At 71.0% G+C, this 23728-nt stretch carries 26 protein-coding genes; 15 read left to right on the top strand and 11 right to left on the bottom strand.

Annotation, left to right across the window (positions count from 1 at the left end; all coding sequences use genetic code 11):
- The first annotated feature begins 37 nt into the window (after nucleotides 1-37).
- On the top strand, nucleotides 38-694 hold the full coding sequence (locus BMY74_RS12590; protein WP_143091553.1) for a hypothetical protein: 657 nt from the start codon (nucleotides 38-40) through the stop codon (nucleotides 692-694).
- Between the two features lie 7 nt (nucleotides 695-701).
- On the opposite strand, the gene BMY74_RS12585 is transcribed toward BMY74_RS12590, so the two are convergent.
- From BMY74_RS12585 to BMY74_RS12575, 3 genes are all read right to left on the bottom strand, one after another.
- On the bottom strand, nucleotides 702-1988 hold the full coding sequence (locus BMY74_RS12585) for a dicarboxylate/amino acid:cation symporter (RefSeq protein ID WP_089914730.1): 1287 nt from the start codon (nucleotides 1986-1988) through the stop codon (nucleotides 702-704).
- A gap of 184 nt (nucleotides 1989-2172) precedes the next feature.
- On the bottom strand, nucleotides 2173-2772 hold the full coding sequence (locus BMY74_RS12580; protein ID WP_089915681.1) for a Maf family protein: 600 nt from the start codon (nucleotides 2770-2772) through the stop codon (nucleotides 2173-2175).
- Nucleotides 2732-4141 (bottom strand): MFS transporter, encoded by a 1410-nt coding sequence (locus BMY74_RS12575; protein WP_245786073.1) that lies wholly within the window; start codon nucleotides 4139-4141, stop codon nucleotides 2732-2734. Before BMY74_RS12575 ends, BMY74_RS12580 begins: the two co-directional genes overlap by 41 nt.
- 77 nt (nucleotides 4142-4218) lie before the next feature.
- Here BMY74_RS12575 and BMY74_RS12570 point away from each other — a divergent pair, with 77 nt between their 5' ends.
- On the top strand, nucleotides 4219-4608 hold the full coding sequence (locus tag BMY74_RS12570) for a hypothetical protein (protein ID WP_089914727.1): 390 nt from the start codon (nucleotides 4219-4221) through the stop codon (nucleotides 4606-4608).
- 10 nt (nucleotides 4609-4618) lie between these two features.
- Here the strand turns inward: BMY74_RS12570 and BMY74_RS12565 are convergent, their stop codons facing one another.
- Nucleotides 4619-4846, bottom strand: coding sequence for an acyl-CoA carboxylase subunit epsilon (locus BMY74_RS12565; protein ID WP_089914724.1), 228 nt, complete (start codon nucleotides 4844-4846; stop codon nucleotides 4619-4621).
- Nucleotides 4843-6480 (bottom strand): acyl-CoA carboxylase subunit beta, encoded by a 1638-nt coding sequence (locus BMY74_RS12560; protein WP_089914722.1) that lies wholly within the window; start codon nucleotides 6478-6480, stop codon nucleotides 4843-4845. The genes BMY74_RS12565 and BMY74_RS12560 overlap by 4 nt, the downstream gene beginning before the upstream one ends.
- A 117-nt stretch (nucleotides 6481-6597) precedes the next feature.
- On the opposite strand from BMY74_RS12560, the gene BMY74_RS12555 reads away from it, so the two are divergent.
- From BMY74_RS12555 to BMY74_RS12545, 3 genes are read left to right on the top strand one after another with little or no spacing between them, the layout of a single operon-like run.
- Complete coding sequence (locus BMY74_RS12555; protein ID WP_089914719.1) at nucleotides 6598-7401, top strand: biotin--[acetyl-CoA-carboxylase] ligase; 804 nt, start codon at nucleotides 6598-6600, stop codon at nucleotides 7399-7401.
- Nucleotides 7402-7414: 13 nt separating this feature from the next.
- Nucleotides 7415-7939, top strand: a complete 525-nt coding sequence (locus tag BMY74_RS12550) for a PH domain-containing protein (RefSeq protein WP_089914717.1) — start codon at nucleotides 7415-7417, stop codon at nucleotides 7937-7939.
- On the top strand, nucleotides 7926-8855 hold the full coding sequence (locus BMY74_RS12545; protein WP_089914714.1) for a hydroxymethylglutaryl-CoA lyase: 930 nt from the start codon (nucleotides 7926-7928) through the stop codon (nucleotides 8853-8855). The genes BMY74_RS12550 and BMY74_RS12545 overlap by 14 nt, the downstream gene beginning before the upstream one ends.
- A gap of 464 nt (nucleotides 8856-9319) precedes the next feature.
- On the opposite strand, the gene BMY74_RS12540 is transcribed toward BMY74_RS12545, so the two are convergent.
- On the bottom strand, nucleotides 9320-9757 hold the full coding sequence (locus BMY74_RS12540) for a MaoC family dehydratase (protein WP_089914711.1): 438 nt from the start codon (nucleotides 9755-9757) through the stop codon (nucleotides 9320-9322).
- 96 nt (nucleotides 9758-9853) lie between these two features.
- Here BMY74_RS12540 and BMY74_RS12535 point away from each other — a divergent pair, with 96 nt between their 5' ends.
- Genes BMY74_RS12535 through BMY74_RS12520 form a run of 4 tightly spaced genes read left to right on the top strand, consistent with a single transcriptional unit; the run spans nucleotide 9854 to nucleotide 13425 of the window.
- Nucleotides 9854-10339 carry a YbaB/EbfC family nucleoid-associated protein gene (locus tag BMY74_RS12535; RefSeq protein WP_089914708.1) on the top strand — a complete coding sequence of 162 codons (486 nt, stop codon included), beginning with the start codon at nucleotides 9854-9856 and terminating at the stop codon, nucleotides 10337-10339.
- The gene (locus BMY74_RS12530) at nucleotides 10336-10650 is read left to right on the top strand and encodes a WXG100 family type VII secretion target (protein ID WP_089914703.1); all 315 of its coding nucleotides are present in this window, start codon (nucleotides 10336-10338) and stop codon (nucleotides 10648-10650) included. The genes BMY74_RS12535 and BMY74_RS12530 overlap by 4 nt, the downstream gene beginning before the upstream one ends.
- 1 nt (nucleotide 10651) lies before the next feature.
- Entirely contained in the window at nucleotides 10652-13174 is a 2523-nt protein-coding gene (locus BMY74_RS12525; RefSeq protein WP_089914700.1) for a TNT domain-containing protein, read from the top strand.
- The gene (locus BMY74_RS12520) at nucleotides 13171-13425 is read left to right on the top strand and encodes a hypothetical protein (RefSeq protein ID WP_089914697.1); all 255 of its coding nucleotides are present in this window, start codon (nucleotides 13171-13173) and stop codon (nucleotides 13423-13425) included. The genes BMY74_RS12525 and BMY74_RS12520 overlap by 4 nt, the downstream gene beginning before the upstream one ends.
- Here the strand turns inward: BMY74_RS12520 and hisN are convergent.
- Nucleotides 13406-14185 (bottom strand): histidinol-phosphatase, encoded by a 780-nt coding sequence (hisN, locus tag BMY74_RS12515; protein ID WP_089914694.1) that lies wholly within the window; start codon nucleotides 14183-14185, stop codon nucleotides 13406-13408. The genes BMY74_RS12520 and hisN overlap by 20 nt on opposite strands.
- Before the next feature lie 32 nt (nucleotides 14186-14217).
- On the opposite strand from hisN, the gene BMY74_RS12510 reads away from it, so the two are divergent.
- Both BMY74_RS12510 and BMY74_RS12505 read left to right on the top strand, forming a co-directional pair.
- Nucleotides 14218-14892 (top strand): response regulator transcription factor, encoded by a 675-nt coding sequence (locus tag BMY74_RS12510; RefSeq protein ID WP_089914691.1) that lies wholly within the window; start codon nucleotides 14218-14220, stop codon nucleotides 14890-14892.
- A complete protein-coding gene (locus BMY74_RS12505; RefSeq protein ID WP_089914688.1) occupies nucleotides 14892-16166 on the top strand; it encodes an ATP-binding protein in 1275 nt (424 codons plus the stop codon). Before BMY74_RS12510 ends, BMY74_RS12505 begins: the two co-directional genes overlap by 1 nt.
- Before the next feature lie 3 nt (nucleotides 16167-16169).
- On the opposite strand, the gene BMY74_RS12500 is transcribed toward BMY74_RS12505, so the two are convergent.
- From BMY74_RS12500 to BMY74_RS12490, 3 genes are all read right to left on the bottom strand, one after another.
- Nucleotides 16170-16706, bottom strand: a complete 537-nt coding sequence (locus tag BMY74_RS12500; protein WP_089914684.1) for a GtrA family protein — start codon at nucleotides 16704-16706, stop codon at nucleotides 16170-16172.
- Nucleotides 16636-17235, bottom strand: coding sequence for a GtrA family protein (locus BMY74_RS12495; RefSeq protein ID WP_371927803.1), 600 nt, complete (start codon nucleotides 17233-17235; stop codon nucleotides 16636-16638). The genes BMY74_RS12500 and BMY74_RS12495 overlap by 71 nt, the downstream gene beginning before the upstream one ends.
- 112 nt (nucleotides 17236-17347) lie before the next feature.
- Nucleotides 17348-19588: a sigma-70 family RNA polymerase sigma factor gene (locus tag BMY74_RS12490; protein ID WP_089914681.1), complete on the bottom strand. Its 2241-nt coding sequence runs from the start codon at nucleotides 19586-19588 to the stop codon at nucleotides 17348-17350.
- Between the two features lie 142 nt (nucleotides 19589-19730).
- Here BMY74_RS12490 and BMY74_RS12485 point away from each other — a divergent pair, with 142 nt between their 5' ends.
- The 4 genes from BMY74_RS12485 to BMY74_RS44990 all read left to right on the top strand — a co-directional run bounded on the left by BMY74_RS12485 (nucleotide 19731) and on the right by BMY74_RS44990 (nucleotide 22998).
- Nucleotides 19731-20498 (top strand): GGDEF domain-containing protein, encoded by a 768-nt coding sequence (locus BMY74_RS12485; RefSeq protein ID WP_245786072.1) that lies wholly within the window; start codon nucleotides 19731-19733, stop codon nucleotides 20496-20498.
- Nucleotides 20499-20609: 111 nt separating this feature from the next.
- Entirely contained in the window at nucleotides 20610-20990 is a 381-nt protein-coding gene (locus BMY74_RS12480; protein WP_089914678.1) for a GntR family transcriptional regulator, read from the top strand.
- Nucleotides 20987-21781 (top strand): ATP-binding cassette domain-containing protein, encoded by a 795-nt coding sequence (locus BMY74_RS12475; protein WP_089914675.1) that lies wholly within the window; start codon nucleotides 20987-20989, stop codon nucleotides 21779-21781. The genes BMY74_RS12480 and BMY74_RS12475 overlap by 4 nt, the downstream gene beginning before the upstream one ends.
- Nucleotides 21778-22998 (top strand): hypothetical protein, encoded by a 1221-nt coding sequence (locus tag BMY74_RS44990; protein ID WP_089914672.1) that lies wholly within the window; start codon nucleotides 21778-21780, stop codon nucleotides 22996-22998. Before BMY74_RS12475 ends, BMY74_RS44990 begins: the two co-directional genes overlap by 4 nt.
- Here BMY74_RS44990 and BMY74_RS12465 read toward each other — a convergent pair.
- Entirely contained in the window at nucleotides 22956-23714 is a 759-nt protein-coding gene (locus BMY74_RS12465) for an NAD-dependent epimerase/dehydratase family protein (RefSeq protein ID WP_089914669.1), read from the bottom strand. The two genes, BMY74_RS44990 and BMY74_RS12465, sit on opposite strands and share 43 nt — an antisense overlap.
- Nucleotides 23715-23728: the final 14 nt, after the last annotated feature.

Raw genomic sequence — 23728 nt, 5'->3', positions numbered from 1 at the left:
CACATCCATCGTGGGCCAGTCGAGCACAATCTGCGCTGTGGGTGGAACCAGGTCAGTGCAGGTGGTCGCCGTCGCCGCCGCCGTGGTCGTCCTCGCGGGGCTGGTGTTCGCCTATTTCCAGCGGCCGGACGGCACCGATTCAGGTCAGTACGGATCCGACGCCAACCTGCGCTGCGGCACCACCGTGTGCCAGGTGGTGATCGGCAAGTCGGTCGGCAGGGACCTCGTCGAGCTGCTCACCGGAACGGGTGGCGGGCGGATCAGGGTGAGCGGCGAGTCGGGGCCGTTCATCTTCGAGATGACCATCGCCGAGTCCGGCGCGACGGTGACCGACAAGTCGCTGCTGTGCGCGGAGGCACCGGTCAGCGTGTGCCTGGTGCGCGGGGAGCACGGCGGCAAGGTGCTCGGCGAGGTGCTCGTGCGCAAGGACGGCACGTGGTCGCGCGCGCAGGCCGCCTATCTGTCCAGCGCGGGGTACCTCGGGCTGCACGACGTCAACGAGGACGGCACGGCGGACGTCGTCTCGGCCCAGCGCGCCTGCGACGGCCAGTGCAACGACGCGTTCGTGCAGGTGTTCTCGGCGCTCGGCGCGAACATCGGCTGTACGACGCCGGCACCGGCGCGGGAGCAGCTCGCTGGCTGGCCCACACCGGTGCCGAAGTTGTCGCAGTTGCGCGCGTGCGCGGATTCCTAGCTGTTGATCAGGCGTTGACCAGGTCCTTCTCGGCGGGAGCGGCGGGCTCCTCGATCAGGCCCTCGGTGCGCGCGACGACGACCGGCACGGTGATCTGGCCGGCCACGTTGGTCGCGGTGCGCATCATGTCGAGGATCGGGTCGATCGCGTAGACCACGGCCACACCGGTCGCGATCACCTGCGGCGGCAGGCCGACGACGCTCAGGGTCAGCGTGAGCATCGTGTACCAGCCGGTCGTGCCGGCCGTGGCCAGCGCGCCGAACACGGCGACGAGCACGATCGCGACGTACTGCCACACCGAGAGCTGGATGCCGAACAGGTTCGCGATGAAGATCGTCGCGACGGCCGGGTAGACCGCGGCGCAGCCGTCCATCTTGGTCGTGGTGCCGAGCGGCACGGCGAAGTTCGCGTACTCGTTCGGCACGCCGAGGTCGGTGGCGGCCTTGCGGGACAACGGGAGCGTGGCGCCCGAGGAGCGCGACACGAACGCGAACTGCAGCGCGGTGCCCGCCTTGCGGAAGAACTCGACCGGCGAGGTCTTGCCGACGAACTTCAGCAGGACCGGGTAGACGACGAACAGCACCAGCGCCGAGCCGAGGTACACGGCCAGGATCAGCGAGAACAGCGGCTTCACGAACGAGTTGCCGTAGGAGGCGACCGCGTTGCCGATGAGGCCGAAGATGCCGATCGGGGCCAGCAGGATGATCCAGCCGACGACCTTCTGGATGATCTCGAAGAACGAGCGGACGAGGTTCGTGAACGGCGCGGCCTTGTCGCCGAGCGCGTAGGCGGCGAAGCCGACCAGCACCGCGATGAACACGACCTGCAGCACGTCGCCCTCGGTGAACGCGCTGAAGATGTTGGTGGGCACCAGGTTGTCGAGCAGCGCCTGCCACGAGCCGGACGCGCGCTTGGCGAGCTTGTCGACGGCACCGGCGGCGGGTTCGATCTGCAACCCGTTGCCGGGCTTGAGGATCGACGCGACCGCGATGCCGATCAGCACCGCGATGAACGACGTGATGGCGAACCACAGGAACGTCTTGCCGCCCAGGCGCGCGGCGGTGCGGCCGCCGCCGAGGTTCCGCAGCGACGCGATGCCGACCACGATCGCGGTGAACACGAGCGGGATGACGGTGAGCTGCAGCAGGGCGGTGAACGTGGAGCCGATCTTGGCGAGGACGGGCGCGAGCCACGTGCCCTTGCCGAGCCAGCCGGCGAGCGCGCCGAGGACGAGCGCTCCTAGAACGGTGAATCCGAAGACCTTGGGCTTGCGATATGTCTGGACGAACGACATCGGAGCATCTCCTGGGCAGGGATGTGCTGAGCGAGGGGTGGCGGAGGCGTTAGCTCCGACAACCCGTGCTCGTCCTGCGTGCCAGGTCGATGTTCCTGCGACGCGTCAAGTACTCGTTCACCGCTAGCCCCCAACGCCGGCGTTGGAGGCAGTCTTCCCCGATCAGGTGAACTGTGACCAGCGTCTACCAGAGTGTGGACACGGAAACACCCAGCTGGCCCAGGAGGCGGCGGGTGAGGGGCAGGCTGATGCCGATGACCGACGTGTGGTCGCCCTCGATGCCGTCGACGAACCAGCCGCCGAGCCCGTCGATCGTGAAGCCGCCGGCGACGTGCAGCGGCTCGCCCGTCGCGATGTAGGCCTCCAGCTCCTCGTCCGACGGCGTGCCGAACCGCACGGTCGTCGAGTCGGCCGCGCTCGCCCGGTCGACCACCTTCCCGCCGGACACGCGCAGCACGGTGTGGCCGGTGATCAGCACGCCGCTCTTGCCGGCCACCCGCCGCCACCGCTCGCGCGCGACCTCGGGCGTACCGGGCTTGCCCACCAGCTCGCCCTCGAAGAGCAGCATCGAGTCGCAGCCGACGACCACGCACTCGTCGTCGTGCTCGATCGCCTCCGCCTTGGCCGCCGACAGCGCGACCACGGTCTCCTCGGGCGTCGGGTCCTGCAACGACGCGACCAGCGCGTCCTCGTCGACGCCGGAGACCCGGACGACGGGCTCGACGCCCGCGGACCGCAGGACGCTAAGACGGGCGGGTGACTGGGAGGCCAGGATCAGACGCACGCGCCGAGTCTGTCACGCTCGGCGCGGCGACCTGCCGAAAGGCGAGCGCGGCGGCGATGCCCAGCACCGTCACCGCCAGGAGCAGGAAGAACGCCGCCCGCACGGCCGTGGTGAAGTCGCCGGTCGCGGCCAGCACGATCTGCAGCACGGCCGCCGTCGCGGCGCTGCCCAGCACGTTCCCGAACTGCCGGGAGGTGTTGTAGATGCCGGACCCGGCGCCCAGCAGCGACCGGTCGAGCGTGCGCGTGGAGATGTTCGTGAGCGGCGAGAACACGAGCCCCATGCCGACGCCGAGGGCGATCATCGACGGCAGCAGCACCCACTGCGGCCCGTCGCCCAGCAGGAACGTCATCGCGAGGATCCCGGCCGCCATCAGCGCGAATCCGGTGATCGGCAGGAACTTGGCGTCCGCCCGGTTCGACAGCCGCCCCGCGAAGATCGCCACCACCCCGGACATCAGCGACGCCGGGGCCGTGACCAGGCCCGTCATCAGCGGAGACAGCTTCGGCACGGTCTGCAGGAACAGCGCGAGCGGCACGAACACACCGGTCACGGTGATGCCGATGGCGATGTTCGCGAGGTTGCCGAGCGAGAAGTTGCGGTTGCGGAAGATCCGCAGCGGCATCAGCGGCTCGGGGTTGCGCGCCGACGCCTGCCAGAGCACGAACAGGGCGAGGAACAGCACCCCGGCCGCGATGATCTCGGCGACCGTGATCGGCCCCGCCACGCGTCCCCACCGGTAGTGCTCGCCGTTCTGGATGCCGAACACCAGCAGCCCGAGCCCGAGGCAGCACAGCACGACGCCCAGCACGTCGAACCGCGGCGCGCGGTTCGGCTGCAGGTCGGGCACCCACAGGAACAGCAGCACGAGCGCGAGCACACCGATCGGGAGGTTCACGAAGAAGATCCACTCCCAGCCCAGGTGCGTGACCAGCACCCCGCCGAGCAACGGCCCGGAGACCGTCGCGAGCCCGGCCACCGACCCCCACATGCCGAGGGCCGCGCCGCGCTTGGCCGGCGGGAACAGGTGCGTGATGAACGCCATCGTCTGCGGCGTCATGGCCGCGGCGCCCAGGCCCTGGAAGACGCGGGCGGCGATCAACGCCTCCGCGCTGGTCGAGAGGCCGCAGGCCAGCGACGCCCCGAGGAAGAGCACGAGCCCGATGCCGTAGAGCCGCTTCGGCCCGAACCGGTCGCCCAGCCGCCCGGTCAGCAGCAACGGCACGGCGAACGCCAGCAGGTAGGCGCTCACCACCCAGATGACGTCGTTCAGGGTGGCACCCAGATCGGTGATCATCGACGGCAGCGCGACGTTGACGATGGTCGTGTCCAGCAGCGTCATGAAGAAGCCGACGCACAGCGCGTACACGGTCCGCCAGTTCTCGCGGTCCGTCCGAGTAGTACTACTGATGCGCGATCACCTCTTCAATCGGCACTCTCGGGAGAGTGAAGCGCTGGGTGCTTGTCCTCACCGAACGCGGTTCCGATCGCGACGGCAAGCGCAGACGGATCGCGGCACTGCTCGTCGTGCTCGGCGGCCTCATTGGATCGTGGGGCGTTGGAAGCGTGCTCGCGAGTGACCCGATCGGCTATGGAGTGCCCATCTGGCCGTTCGCCGACACCGCCGATCGCGCGGAGAACGCGTTGCTCTCCTCCGTCGTGCCCGCGGTGCGCTCCGGCATGCCGCTCAACCACGCGGGCGTCGAGGTGCTGCGCCGGACGAGCGCGTACGGCAGCGCGTTCTGGACGCTGAAGCTGCAGGTCGACGGCGAGACCCGCTGTCGCGAGGTCGCCGTCGGCCTGGACGTCACGAGCCGCCGGGTGGCGTGCTCCTAGCTGCCGGCTCCTAGCCGGGGAAACCGGACGCGCGCCACGCGCCCGGCCCGTGCTGGAGCGGCCTGCGCACGCGCCGGGCGTGGTTGGCCCACTCCGAACGCCGCTCAGGCGTCTCCTCTGCCGGGGCGGCCGAGGCCAGCCCGGCGATGACCGCGGTCAGCGCGGCGAGCTGGTGGTCGTCGGGCGTGCCTTTGACGACCTTCAGCAGCGGCTGTGCCTTCTCCTCGGGCGCGGTCACAGCGGGATGTTCCCGTGCTTCTTGGGCGGCAGCGTCTCGCGCTTGTCCCGCAGCATCGACAGCGCCCGCGCCACGTACCCGCGGGTGTAGGACGGCGGGATCACCGAGTCGACGTACCCGCGCTCGGCGGCCACGTACGGGTTGCACAGCGTGTCCTCGTACTCCTGCTGCAGCTGCGCACGCAGGGCGTCCACGTCCTCGCCGTTGGAAGCGGCGGCGGCCAGCGTCTTGCGGTGCACGATGTTCGCCGCGCCCGACGCGCCCATGACCGCGATCTGCGCCGTGGGCCACGCGAGGTTGATGTCGGCGCCCAGGTGCTTGGAGCCCATGACGTCGTACGCGCCGCCGTACGCCTTGCGCGTGATGACGGTGACCAGCGGCACGGTGGCCTCGGCGTAGGCGTAGATCAGCTTGGCGCCGCGGCGGATGATGCCGTTCCACTCCTGGTCGGTGCCGGGCAGGAAGCCGGGCACGTCCACGAACGTCAGCACCGGGATGTTGAACGCGTCGCAGGTGCGCACGAACCGTGCGGCCTTCTCGGAGGCGTCGATGTCGAGGCAGCCGGCGAACTGCGTGGGCTGGTTCGCGACGACGCCGACGCTGTGGCCGTCCACGCGGCCGAAGCCGACGAGGATGTTCGGCGCGAACAGCGGCTGGACCTCGAGGAAGTCGCCGTCGTCGAGCACGCGGTTGATGACCTCGTGCATGTCGTACGGCTGGTTCGCGGAGTCGGGGATGAGCGTGTCGAGCTCGCGGTCCTCGTCGGTGATCGCGTCGGCGAGCGAACCCTCGGCCAGGGTGCTCTCGAACGCGGGCGAGTCGCTCAGGTTGTTCGACGGCAGGTAGCTCAGGAGCTCCTTGACGTACGCGATCGCGTCCTCCTCGTCGCTGCCGAGGTAGTGCGCGTTGCCCGACTTGGTGTTGTGCGTGCGACCGCCGCCGAGCTCCTCGAACGTGACGTCCTCGCCGGTCACGGTCTTGATGACGTCTGGGCCGGTGATGAACATGTGCGAGGTCTGGTCGACCATCACCACGAAGTCGGTCAGCGCGGGGGAGTAGACGTGCCCGCCCGCGTTCGAGCCCATGATCAGCGAGATCTGCGGGATCACGCCGGACGCCTTGACGTTGCGGGAGAAGATCTCGCCGTACAGGCCGAGCGAGACGACGCCCTCCTGGATGCGCGCGCCGCCGCCCTCGTTGATGCCGATGATCGGGCGGCCGGTCTTGATCGCGAGGTCCATGACCTTGACGATCTTCTCGCCGTAGACCTCGCCGAGCGAGCCGCCGAAGACCGTGACGTCCTGGGAGAACACGCACACCGGACGGCCGTCGACGGTGCCGTACCCGGTCACCACGCCGTCGCCGTAGGGGCGGTTCTTCTCCTGGCCGAAGTTCGTGGAGCGGTGCCGCGCCAGCTCGTCCAGCTCGACGAACGAACCGGGGTCGAGCAGGAGGTCGATGCGCTCGCGGGCTGTCTTCTTGCCCTTCGCGTGCTGCTTTTCGACCGCGCGCGCCGAGCCGGCGTGAACCGCCTCGTCGTTGCGCCGGTAGAGGTCAACGAGCTTGCCCGCGGTGGTGTGGACGTCCGGGAGGTCCGCGGGGACGTTCCCGATCGGCTCGGTCGCACTGCTCATGGGCTCGCAGCCTAACGAGACCATTGCTGAACTGCTCCGTGCAGTTGTCCAGGTCACGGCGACCTGTTGGTCGCCGTTGATCGCACGTACTCTCTTCCGTTCCCATAACCTGGCGCGATGACCACCGCACTCGACGCCGCCGAGCTGCGCTCGCGGCTTGTCGCACCCAACGGCCCGTACGCCGCTCTCGACGTCGTGGCGACCACTGCGTCCACGAACGCCGACCTCGCCGCCACCAGCGCGGTCGACCGCACCGTGCTGATCGCCCTGGAGCAGACCGCCGGGCAGGGCCGTCGTGGCCGCTCCTGGTCGTCGCCCGAGGGCGGCCTCTACGTGAGCGTGCTGTTCCAGCCCGCCGGGGTGTCCGCGGACCGGTTGCCGTGGCTGAACCTGATCGCCGGACTGGCGTTGGTGCGGGTCGCCCAATCGGTTGGTGTCGAGGCGTCGCTGAAGTGGCCGAACGACCTGCTGCTGGGCCCGTCCGCGGGCAAGGGCGCCGGGATCCTGTCCGAGATCACCGCCGACGGCTCGGTCGTCGTCGGCATCGGCCTGAACGTGGCGAAGCTGCCCGCGGACGTCGAACCCGCCCCCGGCGGCCTCGCACCCACGTCGCTCGAGGACCTGGACGCCGCCGAACTGGACCGGGGCGAACTCGCGTTCCGGCTGCTCGTCGAACTGGCGCAGCTGGAAGGCGTGTGGCGCAAGAACGGCGGCGACGCGGTCGAGTCGGGCGTGCTGGAGGAGTACACCGAGCACTCGTCGACCGTCGGCAGGCGCGTCCGCGTCGAACTGGCGGGCGGCGTGGAGCTCGTCGGAGTCGCGCAGCGCATCGAGCAGGACGGCACCCTGGCCGTGCGCGGGGACGACGGCAGGGACCACGGCGTGTCCGCTGGTGACGTGGTGCATTTGCGCCCGGCGTAGTTAGGGTTGGCCCATGGCCTACCCCGACGACCTGCTGAGCTCCGGCGAGCACGTCGTGATCCACAAGCACCCCCACTGGAAGATGCTGATCTTCCCGGTGTTCTGGCTGCTGGTGGTCGTCGCGCTCGGCACCTACCTGGCAGGACTCGTCGCGGACCAGTCGTGGGCCGGCATCGCGTACGTCGTGCTGGCCGTCATCGGCGCGGTGTTGGTCCTGTGGCTGACCATCGCGCCGTTGCTGCGCTGGCGCACCACGCACTTCATCATCACGTCGGACCGCGTGATGTACCGCGAGGGCGTGTTCAAGCGCACAGGCCTCGACATCCCTTTGGCTCGTGTGAACAGCGTGCGCTTCGAGCACAGTCTGGTGGACCGCTTGCTCGGCTGCGGCACCCTGATCATCGAGTCGGCCTCGGACGAGCCGCTCGAGTTCGACGACATCCCGTCCGTGGAGAAGGTGCACACGATGTTGTACCGAGAGGTGAACGACAACCCCGACGACGACTTCTACCCGGGAGTGGTCGATGGGCGCGCGTGAGGTCGGTCTGCCGGACGTGGTGCCCGGCGGCTCGTTGCCCTCGCAGGTGACGATCTGGGAGGTCGGTGCCCGCGACGGACTGCAGAACGAGTCCGTCGTGGTGCCGGTGTCGGTGAAGCTGGAGTTCCTGGCACGACTGGCTTCCGCCGGACTGTCCGTTTTGGAGGCCACGTCCTTCGTGCACCCCAAGTGGGTGCCGCAGCTGGCCGACGCAGCCGAGCTGCTGGCCGGTCTTTCGCGGGCGCCCGGGGTCGTTTATCCGGTGCTCGTGCCGAATGAGCGTGGACTGGACCGTGCGCTGGAGGCCGGGGTCACGCACATCGCGATCTTCGCTTCGGCCACGGAGACGTTCGCCTCTCGCAACCTGAACCGGACCTTGGACTCGCAGTTCGAGATGTTCGAGCCGACTGTCGCTCGGGCCTTGGCGGCTGGTCTGGACGTGCGCGGGTACGTGTCGATGTGCTTCGGCGACCCCTGGGAGGGGGCTGTTGATCCCGCCCAGGTCGTCCGGGTCGGGGAGCGGTTGCTGGAGATGGGGTGTTCGCAGCTTTCGCTGGGGGACACCATCGGGGTGGCCACGCCTGGGCAGGTCGAGGCCTTGTTGGGTGGGTTCGGGGATGTTTCCCGGCTTGCTGTGCACTTCCACGACACCTATGGGCAGGCGTTGTCGAACACGTTGGCTGCCTTGCGGTGTGGGGTGACCACTGTGGACTCTTCTGCCGGTGGGTTGGGTGGGTGTCCGTACGCCGAGTCGGCTACTGGGAACCTCGCTACCGAGGATCTTGTGTGGATGTTGGACGGGTTGGGGGTTGAGACCGGGGTCGATTTGGATCGGCTGGTCGAGACTTCGGCTTGGATGGCTGAGCAGTTGGGGCGGCCCAGTCCTTCTCGGGTGGTTCGGGCTTTGACCAAGTAGGTGGTCCCGCGGCTTGTGCATGGCTGCTTTTGCGGGTGGCTGCTTTTGCGTTGTCGCTGTTGCGGGCGGCCTGGTCGCCTTGCGTGCTTCCCCTGGGGGCTCTGCCCCCAGACTCCCGGCAATCTGATCAGGGGGTAGCGCCGCCTGGGGCTGATGGCATGCCTGCTGCTTAGGGCGGCTGCCGGTTGCTTGGTTTGGTTGCGGTGGCGGTGGGGTCCCATCCCAAGCCGCACCAGGCATGCAGCAAGAGCTGTGGCGCGACTCGTGATGGGACCCCACCGCCGGTTCCTCTTTGCTCAGGACGGCTCGCCTGCGGCATCGCGGCAGTCGTCCGGCTCGCCTGCAGCATCGCGGCAATCGTCCGGCTCGCCTTCGGCGTCGCGCCGGTCAGGCGCACCGGCCCGCCGCCGTGCGCCGCCGTCAGCCCGCCGCCGTGCGTCCCGCCGCCGTGCGTCCCGCCGCCGTCAGCCCCGCGCCGTGAACATCCCCGTCGCCACGAACCGGTACACCAGCTCGTCGCCCCGCCGAGCCGTCCCCTCGAACTCCACCAGCCCCAACCCCGGCCGCTTCTTCGACAGCCGCGCGCTCAGCACCTCCGCCGCGAACGTCAGCGTGTCGCCGGGGTACACCGGGGCCAGCCACGAGAGTTCGCGGCCTCCCGGCGAGCCCTGGGAGGTGGAGTCGGAGAGGACCTCGTCGACCCAGCGGCGCATCCAGAGTGAGGCGGTGTACCAGCCGGAGGCGGACAGACCGCCGAAAATCGAGGTCTTGCCCGCCTCGTCGTCGAGGTGGAACGGTTGCGGGTCGAACTTCCTCGCGAAGTCCAGCATGTCCTCCCGGTCGACGGTGAGCTCGCCGAGCGGGATGATGCGGCCTGCGGGCAGATCCTCGAAGGCGATCATCTCGTTGATCCTAGTAACTGAATCCGCTGGGAACCGATCTATGGGCAACGGCGTCTCAGAGCCTGAGCCCAGGGCTATGCGTGTGAGGGGGACTCGGTGGACGACCACCGTGCGCAGGTCGAGGAGCTGCTCGCCGACTACCGGCGCAGCCGCGAGCAGTTGGTGTCGGTGCAGCGCGAGCTGGCCGCTGTGTCCGGGCAGGCTTCCAGTCCCGACGGGATGGTCACCGCGACCGTCGGGTCGGGTGGGCGGTTGACTCACCTCGAGCTCTCCGAGCTGGCCTATCGGCGGCATCGGCCCGAGCAACTGGCCGAGCTGATCGTGCGCACCGTTGCGGCGGCTGCCGCTGGTGCGGCCGAGGAGACCTATCAGGCGCTCAGTGCCGTGCTGCCCGCTTCGACCGATCCTGCGGCGGTGGTGGCCGGTACCGCGGACCTGCGGCCCGACGAGTACGCGGCCGACGACACCGAGACCCTGGATCTCGGGTACCAGCCCGTCCGCCGGCGTGTGGACGACGACGAGGACAACGAGCAGCGGGAGAGCTGGCTCGACTCCGAGCTCATCAACAGGAGGGTCCGATGACCGGGTACTCGGCCGACCTCGAGCGGTTGGACGCCGGGGCGCGTGAGCTCAAGGGATTCGCCGGGCAGGCCACCGAGATCGCCGGGGCGCTGGAGCGGGCGCTCGCCGGGTTCGGGGCCTGCTGGGGGGACGACGCGGTCGGGCGGAGCTTCGCCTCCTCGCACGAGAAGCCCGCCGGTGACGCGAGCGGGGCGTTGGCCGGGCTCGCGACGACGTTGGGCGACGTCGGCGACAAGCTCGCCTCCACGGCGGCGACGTACCGCCACGTCGAGCAGAGCAACGCTTCCGCGATGAGAAGGTTGGACGGCTGACATGGGCATCGAGCTTCCCGCCGAACTCGCCGACGTCGCGGCCAAGGCCGGTGTCACGTGGCCCAAGGCCGACGAGGACGCCATGCGCTCCAGCGCCGTCGCCTGGCGCGAGGCGGGCGACAAGATCAAGGGTCTCGGGACGTCGTCCGACGGTGCCGCCGGGCGTGCCCTGGACGGGGTCACCGGTTCCACGGGTGACGCCGCTCGCGGGCGTTGGGCCAAGGTCGTGGGCCCCGACGGCGACTTCCAGCGCGCCGCCCGCGGGTGCCACGCCGCCGCGGACCGGCTCGACCACGCCGCCAAGCAGGTCGGTGCCGCGAAGGTCGAGATCGTCCGCGAACTCGTGGTGCTCGCCAAGAACAACGACGCCGCGACGGTCTCGGCCAACGCCGGCAACCCCGCCGCGCTGCTCGGTCTCGACACGCTGACCAAGGGGGCCGCGGCCAACGTCGCGAACCTCCAGAACACGCTGACCTCCGCCATCCGGCTCGACAGCGGCATCGACATGGCGACCCACGGCTCGCAGCCCGTCAACACCGCCCCCGGCGCTCACGGGCCCGGTGGCACCAGCGGTGGCCTGCTCGGCCTCGTCGGTGACGTCGTGACGCCGGTCGCGGGTGCCGTCGTCGCGCCGGTGGCGAGCGTGGTCGCACCTGTCGTCGAACCCGTCGCCGCCGTGGTCGCCCCGGTGACCGAGGCCGTCGCACCCGTCGTCGGCGCCGTGACCGCTCCGGTCGCGCCCGTCGTCGGCGCTGTCACGGCACCTCTCGCACCTGTCGTCGGTGCGGTGACGGAGGTCGCCGCTCCCGTTCTCGACGCCGCCGCACCCGTCACCGCGCCCGTCGCGGCCGCGGTGCAGCCGGTCGTCCACGCGGTGCCCGGCGCCCACGAGACCCTCGGCCCGGTGCTCGACGGACCCGGCCAGGGACCGGGCGAGGGTCCGGGACAGGGTCAGGGTCAGGGCCGTGGCGAGGGCAAGGGCGGTGTCGTCCCCGGACTCGTCGCCGACGTGGGCAACGCGGTCGGCCACGTCACCGCGCCCGTCGCGCAGCCGGTGGCCGACGCGATCCCGAGCGTCCACGGCAGCCTCGGCCCGATCGCCGAGGGCACGACCCAGGCTTCCGCCGCCGTGCTCGACCCGACGCTGGTCCGCGGCGCTGAGGCGCACGGTCCGGCTCCTGCCGCGCCCCAGGCCGCGGCACCCGCTGCCGCGGCAGCCGCTCCCGCGGGCCCCGCGGTGGGTGGTCCTCCGGCCGCCGGTCCGATCGGCGGTCCCGTCGGCGGTGCCGTGGGTGGTGCTGTCAGCGGTGTTCCGGCGGCCGCCTCCCAGGTCGGCGCGGTCGCGGGCCAGCCGGCCCCAGCGGCGCAGCAGGGACAACCGGCCCAGGCGCAGCAGGCCCAGCAGGCCGCGAAGGCCGCCGAGGCCAAGGCCGGTGAGGCGAAGGCCGGCGAGCTCAGGTCGGGTGACGCCAAGTCCGGTCCCCAGGCAGCAGGCAAGACCGGTGGCGTGCCGGCCCAGTTCGCGGGCAACCAGCCCACCCAGTTCGGCGGTCAGGCCACCACGACCCAGCCGGGCCAGGTGCAGGGCCAGACCCACGGCGGCACGCAGGCCGCCTCCCAGGCGCAGGGTCCGCAGGTGGCGGCGAAGGACGCCCTGGCCAAGGACCTGGCGAGGGACCTGGCGAAGGACGGTGACGCGGCGCGGGACGGCGACATCGCGACCGTGCAGGACACGGGCGAGCGCAAGGTCGGCGACACCATCGCGAGCCCGGCCGCTCCCGGCGTCGACCTCGGCGTCTCGGCACCGGCCTCGCACGCCCTGAGCGACCGCCTGGAGAACCGCGAGACCCAGGCCCTGGCCTCGGGGCTCGCCGGCGAGATCCTCGGCCACACCTACACCGCGGCGGCGGCCGGCAGCTGGTTCATGGCGGTCTTCCTCAGCGCGGGACGGGCTCCGCGCCTCGCCCCGAAGCCGGCCCGTCAGCTCCCGCCGCCTCCGCAGACGGAGGAGCAGCCGGTCCCGAGGTTCGCCCCCGGCGACCACCCGCAGGCGATCGACCTGTCCGCCCCGAAGCCGTCGAAGCACTCCGAGGGGCTCCGCAAGGATCACCCGATCGTGCAGGAGCTGCTGGAGGGCCACGACCCGCTCGCGGGCATGCACGAACGCGACTGGGAGGGCCTGTTCCTGCACGAGGACGGCACCCCGCGCTGGCCGCTCGAACGCGAGGGCGGTTACGAGGACAGCCTGCCCGAGGTGCTGGAGGCGGGCGCCGAGCTCGACCGGTTCGGCACCCCGGAGGGCCGCGTCCTCAACGTGGCGGGCACCCCGTTCGCCCAGCGCTCGCTGCCGCCCCGGGCCGCGGCCGAGGGCTACCGGCGGTACCGGGTCGAGAAGGACCTGCCCGTCCACCGCACGATCAGCGCGCCCTGGTTCGGCCAGCCCGGCGGGGCGAGCCGCTACCGCACCACCTACCCCGTCGCGGACCTCGTCGCGCTCGGCTACCTCACGGAGATCACGGCATGAACGTCGAACAGCTGCCCGAGTGGCTGACCAGGATCGGCGTGCCGGACGACGTCGTCAGCCTCGGCGAGGAGACGGAGGGCCGCTGGTGCCTCCTCGCCGACGAGACCGGCTACGAGGTGTTCTGGCAGGAGCAGGGCAACCGCTACGACTGGGCCCGGTTCGACGACGAGGGCGTGGCCTGCCACTACCTCTTCGGACGCCTCGCCTGGGCCCAGGTCGCGCGCGGAACCCTCACCGTGCCAACAGCTTGAGGGCTTCCTCGTGCAGGTGGCCGTTCGACGTCAGCACACTGCCGGCGTCGTAGCGCTCCTCGCCGTCGAGCGAGGTGAAACGGCCACCTGCCTCGGTCACCAGGACCTGGAACGGGGCGATGTCCCACGGGTTCGCCACGCACTCGGGGGCCAGGTCGATCGCGCCCTCCGCCACCAGGCAGTGCTGGTAGAAGTCGCCGAACGCGCGGCTCTCCCAGGTCGCGTCCACAAGACGCAGATAGGCCTCGCGAGAGTGGTACGTCACCCACGACTTGATGTCCGTCGTGGACACGTAGGCGTCTTCGAGAGAACGCACGCCCGACACGGAGATGGCGCGCTCCCCGGAGGCGTCGGACGCGAACGCGCCACCACCGGCAGCGGCCCACCAACGCCGGCCGAGCGCCGGAGACGAGACGACGCCCACGACCGGAACGCCATCCACGACCAGTGCGATCAGCGTCGCCCAGATCGGCACACCGCGCAGGAAGTTCTTCGTGCCGTCGATCGGGTCGAGCACCCAGACGCGTGAGGCGTCCAGCGTGCCGCCGCGTTCCTCGCCCATGATCACGTCGTCGGGGCGTTCGGAGGACAGCACCGAACGGATCGCGTCCTCCACCGCGACGTCGGCATCGGTGACGGGCGTGCGGTCCGGCTTGCGTTCCACGGCGAGGTCGTGGGCGCGGAAGCGGGTCGCGGTGATCGCGTCGGCGGCGTCGGCGAGGCGGAGGGCGAGTTCGAGATCAGCATCGTGGCGTGACACGCGGCGATCGTTCCACGAATACGCTGGGACCCGTGAGCGTGGTGTTGCTGGCCGAGGACGATCCGGCCATCGCTGAACCCCTCTCCCGCGCGCTGACGCGGGAGGGCTATTCGGTGCAGGTCGTCGGGGACGGGCCGAGTGCGTACGAGGCCGCCATCACCGGTGGTATCGACCTCCTGGTGCTGGACCTCGGCCTGCCGGGCATGGACGGGCTGGAGGTGTGCCGGCGGCTGCGGCAGAGCGGCAGGGGCGTGCCCGTGCTGATGCTCACCGCGCGTGCCGACGAGGTCGACTTCGTCGTCGGGCTCGACGCGGGCGCGGACGACTACGTCGCGAAACCGTTCCGGCTGGCCGAACTCATGGCCCGCATCCGTGCCCTGCTGCGTCGCCGCGCACCGGGAACGCTCGAGGTCAACGGTGTGCGCGTCGACCTGGCCGCCCGGCGCGTCACGGTCGACGGCGGCGAGATCCAGCTCGCGAACAAGGAGTTCGAGCTGCTCAAGGTGCTGATCCAGCGCGCGGGGCAGGTCGTGAGCCGCGACGAGATCCTGTCCGAGGTCTGGAACGACCCGGACCTGAAGGGCAGCAAGACGCTCGACATGCACATGTCGTGGCTGCGCCGCAAGCTCAGCGACGGCACCCCGAACTCCGCCGAGAAGCGCATCGCGACCGTGCGCGGCCGCGGTTTCCGCTTCAACGCCGACTAGTGCGCCGCCGGATCCTGCGGGCGATCCTGCTCGCCGTCGCCGTCACCGGGTTCGTGCTCGGTCTGCCGCTCGGGTACTCGGCGCTCACGCTCGTCGAGGACACGGCTCGCGGCGACCTGAACGAGAGCGCCCAGCGCATCGCGACGCGGATCGACGACCAGATCGCCAAGCAACAGCCGCTCGACCTCGAAGAGGTGCGCGTCGCCATCCCGACCGACGGCCGCCTGACGGTCGTGTCCGGAGGCGCCATCAGGGTCACCGGTCCCTCACCGGGCACCGACCCGCTGACCGTCGAACTGCCGATCGCCCAGGAGGGCAGCGTCCGGCTGGAGATCCCCTCCGGCCCCATGCACACCCAGCAGTACCAGGTCGCGGGCCTGGTGCTGCTCCTGCTCGCGGTCTCCGTCGGCACCGGCACGATCGTCGCCCTGGTGACGGCGCAAACGCTTGCCAAACCGCTGGGCCACGTGGCCGCCCGCGCGTCCCGGCTGGGCGCCGGCGACTTCCGCGCCGACGAGCAGCGCTACAACATCGCCGAGCTGGACGCGGTCTCCGAGGCCCTCGACACCTCCGCGACGGCGCTGGCCCGGCTCGTGCAGCGCGAACGCGAACTGGTCGGTGACGTCTCCCACCAGCTCCGCAGCCGCCTCACGGCCCTGCAACTGCGCCTCGAAGCCCTCGCCGAACACCCGGAACCCGACACGGCCGCCGAGGCCCGTGCCGCGCTGGACCAGGCAGAACGCCTCGCCGCCGTCCTCGACGAGCTGCTGGCCGCCGCCCGCGCGGCCAGGGCCGTCGGCGCCGAGCCGCTCGAGTTGCGACCCGCGCTGACCGCGATCGCCGACGAGTGGCGCGAACAGGTCAAGAGCCAGGGCAGGGCGTTGCGCGTCCGCGTCCCGGACGGCCTGCTGGCCCGCGCCACACCCGCGCGTCTGCGTGAAGCCATCGGGGTGCTGCTGGACAACGCGCTGCGGCACGGCGAGGGCTCCGTCGTCGTCTCCGCCCGCGGGGAGGACGGCACGGTCGTCGTCGAGGTCAGCGACGGTGGGGCGGGTGTGCCGGACGAGCTCGCGGCGCACATCTTCGAGCGCGGCGTGTCCGGCGGCGGTTCGACCGGCGTGGGGCTGGCGCTCGCGCGGGCCCTGGTCGACGCGGACGGCGGCAGGCTGGAGCTCTCGACGGCCCGGCCGGCGACGTTCGCCGTGTTCCTGCCGGTGCCGAAGGCGCAGGACGTGGTGGGCATCCCCTGGAAGGCGCCGAGCACCCCGCGTTGAGGCCTACGAGTGGCCGAGTTCCTTCTCGTCCTCGATCGACCGCTTGGCACCCCGGACGTTCTCCTCGGGGAACACCCAGTTCTTGTAGCCGTACCAGCGGAAGGCCATCGCGACGAGCGTGCCGACGATCTGCGCGCTCAGGAAGTCCGAGATCTCCTCGGTGAGCCGCGACACGTGGGGCTCCTGCAGGTGGAACGCGTAGCGCGAGACCCACAGCGGCGCCGAGTTGAGCACGATGCCGATGCCGTTGACCAGGAAGAACAGCAGCGCCTCGTGGTGGCGCTCGCGGCCGCCGCGGGTGCGGAACGACCACTCCCGGTTCAGGATGTACGACACGATCGTGGCGACCAGGGTCGCGATGATCTTCGCCGTCACCGGGTTGTTCGGCAGGACCACGGTCTTGATCCCGAAGAACAGGACCGTGTCGATCACGAAGCAGGTGCCCCCGACCAGGGCGAACTTGACTAGTTCACGATGCTTCAGCGCGATCGACCGGATCGGCTCCGGAAACCGCGAGATCACTGTTTCGCCTAGGGACACGTGGCGAGTCTACGGAGATCGGGTGAACGCGGCGGTCCGGCCGCGCGTCGGCGTCCGGGAAGACCCAGCGGCGCATCGCCCAGAACTTGAAGCCGGTGGCGAGCAGCATGCCGATGATCGAGCCCGAGACGAAGTCCGCGACCTCCTCGGTGAGCACCGAGACGAACGGGGCCTGCAGGCCGAACAGGTGCCGCGACAACCACAGCGGCAGGATGTTGATGGCCACGCCCAGACCGCTGACCAAGAAGAACAGCGCGGCTTCGTGGTGGCGCTCGCGGCCGCCGCGGGTGTGGAACGACCACTCGCGGGACAGCACGTACGAGGCGATGATCGCCACCAGCACGCCGATGACCTTCGCCGTGACGACCTTGTCGGTCAGCACGGTGAGCTTCAGCGCGTACCAGACACCGTTGTCGATGAGGAACGTCGTGCCGCCTACCAGGGCGAACCGGATCAACTCGCGGTGCTTGTGCAGCAAGAACTGGAGTGGTTCCGGCAGCCGGCTCATGGCGCGGCGAACGACTGGCAGCACCGCGTCAGCTTACGGATCTAGGTAACGGTGCCCGTCTCCGGGTGTTACATTCCGCCACGCAAAGGCACATGACCTGCACGTTCAGTGACGGTCAAAGATCAACTAATGATCAACTCCGCGGCGGTTCGCAGGGCTGCCAGCCGACGATGCCGCCGATCAGCCCCGGGATCAGGCCGTGCGGCGGTGCGCACGGCTCCGAGCGAGTGGGCGGTGTCGTCGACGGCGGCAGCGTCTCGGACGGGACCGGCAGCGTCGGCACGGACGGGACGGTCGGCACCGTGTTCGACGGAACGGTCACCGTGGGCTCCGTGGGCAGCGTCGGTTTCGTCGGCTCGGTCGGCACCGTCGCGGTCGGCGTGGTCGGTTTCGTCGGCTCGGTCGGTTTCGTGGGCTGCGTGGTCGTGGTCGGCGGCACCGTCGTGGTCGTCGGCGGGTTCGGCGGTTCCTCGACCGGCGGCACCGGCCAGGCCTTGACCGGCACGGTCACGGACTTCGTCGCGTTGCCCAGCGCGGCCGTGACGGTGATGGTCCCGCCGCGGTGCCCGAACGCCCAGACCGACATCCGGTACCGGCCCGCCTTCTCCAGGTCGGTGACGCAGTGCAGCGTCCTGCCGGCCGGGGAGCACTCGCGGTACGGCGTGTAGAGGACGAGGTTCTCCGACGTCGAGATGTCGAGCTTCAGCGTGCCGGCGCGCGGGCCGGTGTTGCGCACCTCGACGTCGGCGCGCGGGTCCCAGAAGATCTCGTCCTGCCACGTCTGCACGAGCAGTTCGAGGTCGTCGTACACGGGCGGCACGTTGACCGCGACGCTGACGTTGACCGAGATGGCCGCGCCCGCGCTGATGACGCCGGTGATCGTGCCGGGCACGGCGGTGTCGGTCGCGCGCAGCAGGAAGTGGAACGTCGCCTGCCCACCGGGCGCGATGCCCTGCGGCGTCACGCACGTGATCGTGCCGGTGCCGGCGGGGCAGTTCACGGTCTGCTCGGCCGAACCGCCGTCCGGTTGCAGCAGGCGTGCGCCCGCGAACGAGGCGGGGCCGCCGGTCGACACCACGCCGGGCGGCAGGTTCAGCACCATGCTCGCGGGCGGTGCGGCCGTGCCGCCGCTGTTCAGGATCGTGATCGGGAAGTCCTTGGGCTCCTCGCCGGGCGTCAGCGTGTACCCGCTCGGGGTGGTCGGCGTGAGCGACGGAGGCGTGGGGGCGGGCGGTTCCGGAGCAGGGGGCTCGGGCGCGGGCGGTTCGGGGGCGGGCGGAGGCGCGGGCACCGGTGAGGGCGGCGGTTCCGTCGTGGCCGCCGGCGGTTCCGGCGTCGGCGCGGGCGGAACGGGCGCGGGCGGCACCGGGCGCGGCGGCTGGACCTGGGTCTGGGCGGGCGGCGCCTGGACGGCTTCCACCACCGGCGCCTGCTGCTCGCCACCGGCCGCGGCCAGTGCGACCACGACGGCCGCGGCCACGGCGGCGGCGGAACCACCGACCGTGACGAGCTGGCGGGGGATCGCGGCACCGACGGCGCCCGCACCACCCGCGGCGGCTCCGGCACCGACGACGGCCGTGGTCGTGCCGGCCGTCACCAGGTACGTCGCGGCGCCGATGCCCAGCACCAGGGGCGCGACGAAGATCCGCAGCGAGCCGTTGACGTCCGCGAGCTCGGCGGCCAGCGCCCGGCATCGGCCGCACTCGTCGAGGTGCGTCTCGACCTGGGTCGCCTCGCGCTTCGACAGGCCCGCGCGGGTCCAGGCGCCGAGCCGGTCGACGGTCGCCTTGCAGCGCTCCGCCTCCGTGTCGGCCAGGTGCATCTGCAGGTACTGCTGCTTGAGGCCCTCGCGGGCGCGGTAGGCGAGCGCGGACACGCCGTTGGCCGTCAGCCCGAGCAGCGGGGCGACCTCGGCGGGCGACTGGCCCTCGATCTCGGTGTGCCAGAGCACCATCTGCCAGCGCTCGGGCAGTGCGGCGAACGCGCGGGCGGCCATGGACTTCTCGAGCCCGGCCACGGCCGTGTCGCTGAAGGCGACGGGGGGCGCGACGTCGGTCATGTCCTCGGTGAGGTCGACCTTCTTGTCGCGGCGGGTCTTGTCGTACGCGGTGTGGCGCAGCGCCGTCAGCAGGTAGGCGCGGAACGCCGAGTCGGGGCCGCGGCCCGCGCGCAGCGTGTCGAGCACCTTGGCGAACGCCTCGGACACGAGGTCGTCGGCCTCGGCCTGGGAGCGGGCCAGCTGGCGCGCGAGGTTGTAGGCCGCCGAGACGTGGCGTTCGTACAACTTGCCGTAGGCGTCGATGGTCCCACCACGTACGGACTCGATGAGTTCCGCGTCGCTGGGTCCCTGGACGTCTGCAGGAACGATAGCCACGATCTTCGTTTCCCTCCTCCGCGGCACTCAGTGTGACTTACGGCGCGTTGAGCAGTCATCTCAATCCCCCGCGCGGGTTGCGTCACGAATCGGCGACGGGTGCGTCTCCCACCTGGAATCGGGCGAACTGGAGGGAGACCGGGTGGGTGTCGCACAAGCGGAACGCCTCCTGAAGTCGAGGTGGCGGACCGCCACCATGGCCGCAGGCTGGGCGTTCCCCGCAGACTGGCCCCTCGCCGAGGTCGACGAGGTGTGCGCGGCGATGCTCGAGGACGCCGACCCCGGCGACGCGCTGGTCCGGCTGGGCCGCGCCCGCGCCGAGGCCGGGGCGGGCCTGAGCGAGACGCTGCTGGACCTCGCCGCGCTGCACGCCGTGCTGACCGAGTCGTCGCACGTCGTCTCTCCGGACGTCGACGCGCTCCCGTCCCGGATGCTGCGCATGACGGCCCTGGGCTGGGCGGACGTCGTGACGAAGCAGGCGGGCGAGTGCGCGGCCGAGGACCCGCTGACGGGCCTGGCGACCGCCGCCTACCTGCGCACACGACTGGGCGAGGTGTACCGGGAGACCCCGGTCGCGTCCCTCGACTACGCGCTGGTGATGCTGCGGATCGACGTGCACCGCGCCTCGGGCTGGTCCCGCGTCGTGGCGATGACGCTGGCCTCCGACGCGTTGCGCGCCGTGTTCGACGGCGGCGAGACGCTGGCGTCGCTCGGACCGTGCGTGGCCGCGGTGCTGGTGCGCCGGGACGAGCTGCTGGCGCGAAGAGTCTCGAACCTCAGGGTCCTGGCGGCCGACCGGCTCGCCGACGACCCCCACGTCCGGCCGGTCGGCCCCGCCAAGGTCTGGGTCGAGCAGCTTCCGGACACGCACGCGGAGGCGCGTGCACTCCTCACCTCGCTAGGGCGCTGAACCCCCTGTCCCGCGCCCGGCGGTCTCCCCGTGTCCCCACCGGGGTCGCTTCACAACACTCCCGGAAGTGTTCTATTGTCCTAGTTCACTAGAACAATCTGGGGAGCGTGCGTGGTCGAGTTCCACGTTGACCGCGGCAGCGGCTATCCCCCGTACCTGCAGATAGGACAGCAGGTCAGGGAGGCCCTGAGGCTCGGCTGGTTGCAGCCGGGCGATCGGCTGCCGACGGTGCGCGACGTCGTCGCCACGAGCGGCGTGAACGCGAACACCGTGCTGAAGGCCTACCGCGAGCTGGAGCTCGCCGGCCTCGTCGAAGCCCGCCAGGGCTCCGGCACCTTCGTCAAGGCCTCCTTGGGGTCCGCCGCCCCCGAGGACCTGGACCCGTTGCGCGAGGGCCTCGCCAAGTGGGTCGCGGAGGCACGCTCCGCCGGGTTGGAGGACGAGGACATCTACGCGCTGGTGCGCGAAGTGCTGAGTGGGGGAGCGCAATGAGCGTCGTTGCGGCCGATGTGTCGAAGTGGGCGGTGCGGAACGTGTCCTTCGAACTGCCGCCCGGCAGCGTCACGGCGATGGTCGGGGCCAACGGCTCCGGCAAGTCGACGCTGCTCAACGTGCTGGCCGGACACCTGCCGCCGTCGTCGGGGCACGCGTCGATCGCGGGCCGCGTGGCGTACGTGCCGCAGCACAAGCCGATGTACAGGTCGTTCAAGGTCGCGGACGTGCTGCAGTTCGGCCGCCGCATGAACGAGGTCTGGGACGAGCGCCGCGCCGACGAGTGGCTCACCCGGTTCAAGGTCCCGCGCAGGCTCCAGGTCGAGGACCTGTCCGGCGGCCAGCGCACGCACGTGACGCTGGCGCTGGCCCTGGGATCGCGGCCGGACGTGCTGCTGCTCGACGAACCTCTCGCCGAGCTGGACCCGTTGGCACGTCACAAGGTCATGCGCGAGCTGCTGACCGAGGTGAACGACAACGGCATGACGCTGGTGTTCTCCACGCACGTCGTTGCGGAGATCGGCGGAGTCGCGGACCGGTTGCTGCTGCTGTCGAACGGGCGGCTGCTCGTCGACGGCGACACGGACGAGCTGCTGGAGCAGCACGTCCTCTACACAGGCCCGCACGCCTCGAAATCACCCGTGGAGGGGCCCGTGGTGCTGGCGAAGCACGGCCGGTCGCAGTCGTCGTACCTCGTGCGTTCCGGCGGCGTCCGCGTCGACGAGCCGTGGACCGCCCGGTACGTGACGCTCGAAGAGCTGGTCGTGGCCCACCTGGAGCGTGCGGCGTGAACCTGGAGACGACCATCTGGCTGACCTGGCGCCAGCACCGCTGGTCCGTCCTCGGCGTCGCCGCCATCGCACTGGCCGCGGCGTTCGCCCTCATCACCGCGGAGGTGGACCAGGGGTTCGTCAGGGACTCGATGCCGATCACCGGGTTCTACGGGCTCATCGTGCAGCTCGGGTTCGGCGCGCTGATCGGCATGTTCTGGGGTGCCCCGCTGCTCGCCAGGGAGCTCGAGGACCGCACCTACTTCGTGGCCTGGGGCCAGGACGTCACGCCCGTGGAGTGGTTGCGCGGCAAGGTCCTCGTCCTCGGCGTCCTGGCCGCCCTGCTGGGTGCCGTGGTCGGCGCGGGCGACGGGTACGTGGGCTCGTCGAGTTCGTGGTCGAGCTTCGAGGCCGACCCGCTCGTGCAGGCCGGCTACGCGGTCCTGGGCCTGGCCGTGGGCGTGCTGGTCGGCCTGCTGACCCGGCACGTCGTCACGGCGATCGCGGGGACGTTGGTGTTCTTCACGCTCGTGCGCGTCCTCCTGGCCATGTCGGTGCGCGACTACTACTTCCCGCCGGAGCGCGTGATCGCCCGCTGGGAGAACACCCCGGTCGTGCCGGAACGCAGCCTCGAACTCCCCGGCGGCTTCGTCGGTCAGGACCTCGAGCCGGTGCCCTCGCGGGGCGACTGCGTGAGCGCGATCAATGAGAGCAGCTGCATGCGCCGCGCGAACGCCGCCATCGGCACCTACGTCGACTACCAGCCGATCGAGCGGCTCACGGCGTTCCGGATCATCGAGTTCGTCCTGTGCCTGCTGCTCGCGGCCGTGGTGCTGTGGGTGGCGTTCCGGCTGCTGCGCAACGGTGGTGCGTGGAAGCCTTCGCGGTCCCATCGGCGCATCGGTGTGCCGGTGGCTCCGGTGTCCGGCGTGGCCGCCGGGGCGGTGACCGACTCCGCTGCCGAGCCTGCCGCCGGGGCAGTGGCTGTGCTCGTCGCCGAGCCCGAGGCGGAACTCGGGCCCGAGCCCGAGCCTGACGCCGAGCCTGAGCCCGGGCTCGACCCCGAGCCCGACGCTGAGCCGGAACCCGAGCCGGAGCCCGACCCGGACCCCGAGCCCGAGCCCGAGCCCGAGCCCGAGTTCGAACCGGAACCCCACCCTCAGCCCGAGCCCGAGCCGGAAGCGCCCGACACCGCTCACAAGGCCCCGGACACCGCCGCCGACAAGGCGGACGGATAGCGCGGCCGGAACCCGAGCTCGCGCTGCACCCGCTCCGTGGACACGATCCCGTGCCACGGGTCGAACTCCCGCTGAACGGCCTCACCTGGGGGTAGGCCGTTCAGCAGGAGCAGTTCCACCGCCGTGGCCGGGCTGTCGTCGGCGATGTTGAAGATCCCGTCCGCCCCGGCTTCCAGCACCTTCAGCACCCCCTGGGCCACGTCCTCGTGGTGCACCAGGTGCAACCGCCGGTGGCCGGGCCAGGCCGAGGCCCACCGCAGCGACTCCTCGAGGTGCGGATCGCCCTCGCCGTAGACGAACCCGAGCCGCAGGACCGCGGCCGGCCTCGTGGCGAGGACGGCCTGCTCTCCCAGGGCCTTGGTGCGCGGGTAGTCCCCGTCCGCCGAGTCGGGATCGGTGGGGTCGGTCTCGACGGCGGGCCTGCCCAATCCCTTGGGGTACACCAGGTTCGTGCTCATGTGGACGAACAGCGGCACCTTCGCGGCGGCCTCGGCGAGCGCCCGCGTTCCGTGAACGTTCACCCCTTCGAAGTCCGCGCTCGTGCGCAACGCGGCCGCGGCGTGGACCACGGCGTCCACGCCGTCGACCAGTTCCTCGACGGCCCGGGCGTCTTCGAGCCGCCCGGCCAGCACGCGCACGTCGTGACCCTGCTCCCGCAGCCTCAGGAGAAGCCTGCTGCCGACCCGTCCGGTCGACCCCGTCATCGCGATCTTCATGCTTTCCAGCGTCT

This window comes from Lentzea albida, from assembly GCF_900111005.1.
GTDB lineage: Bacteria > Actinomycetota > Actinomycetes > Mycobacteriales > Pseudonocardiaceae > Lentzea > Lentzea albida.
The sequence above is the reverse complement of the archived record's forward strand: the minus strand, read 5'-3'. Positions and strand labels throughout refer to the sequence as shown.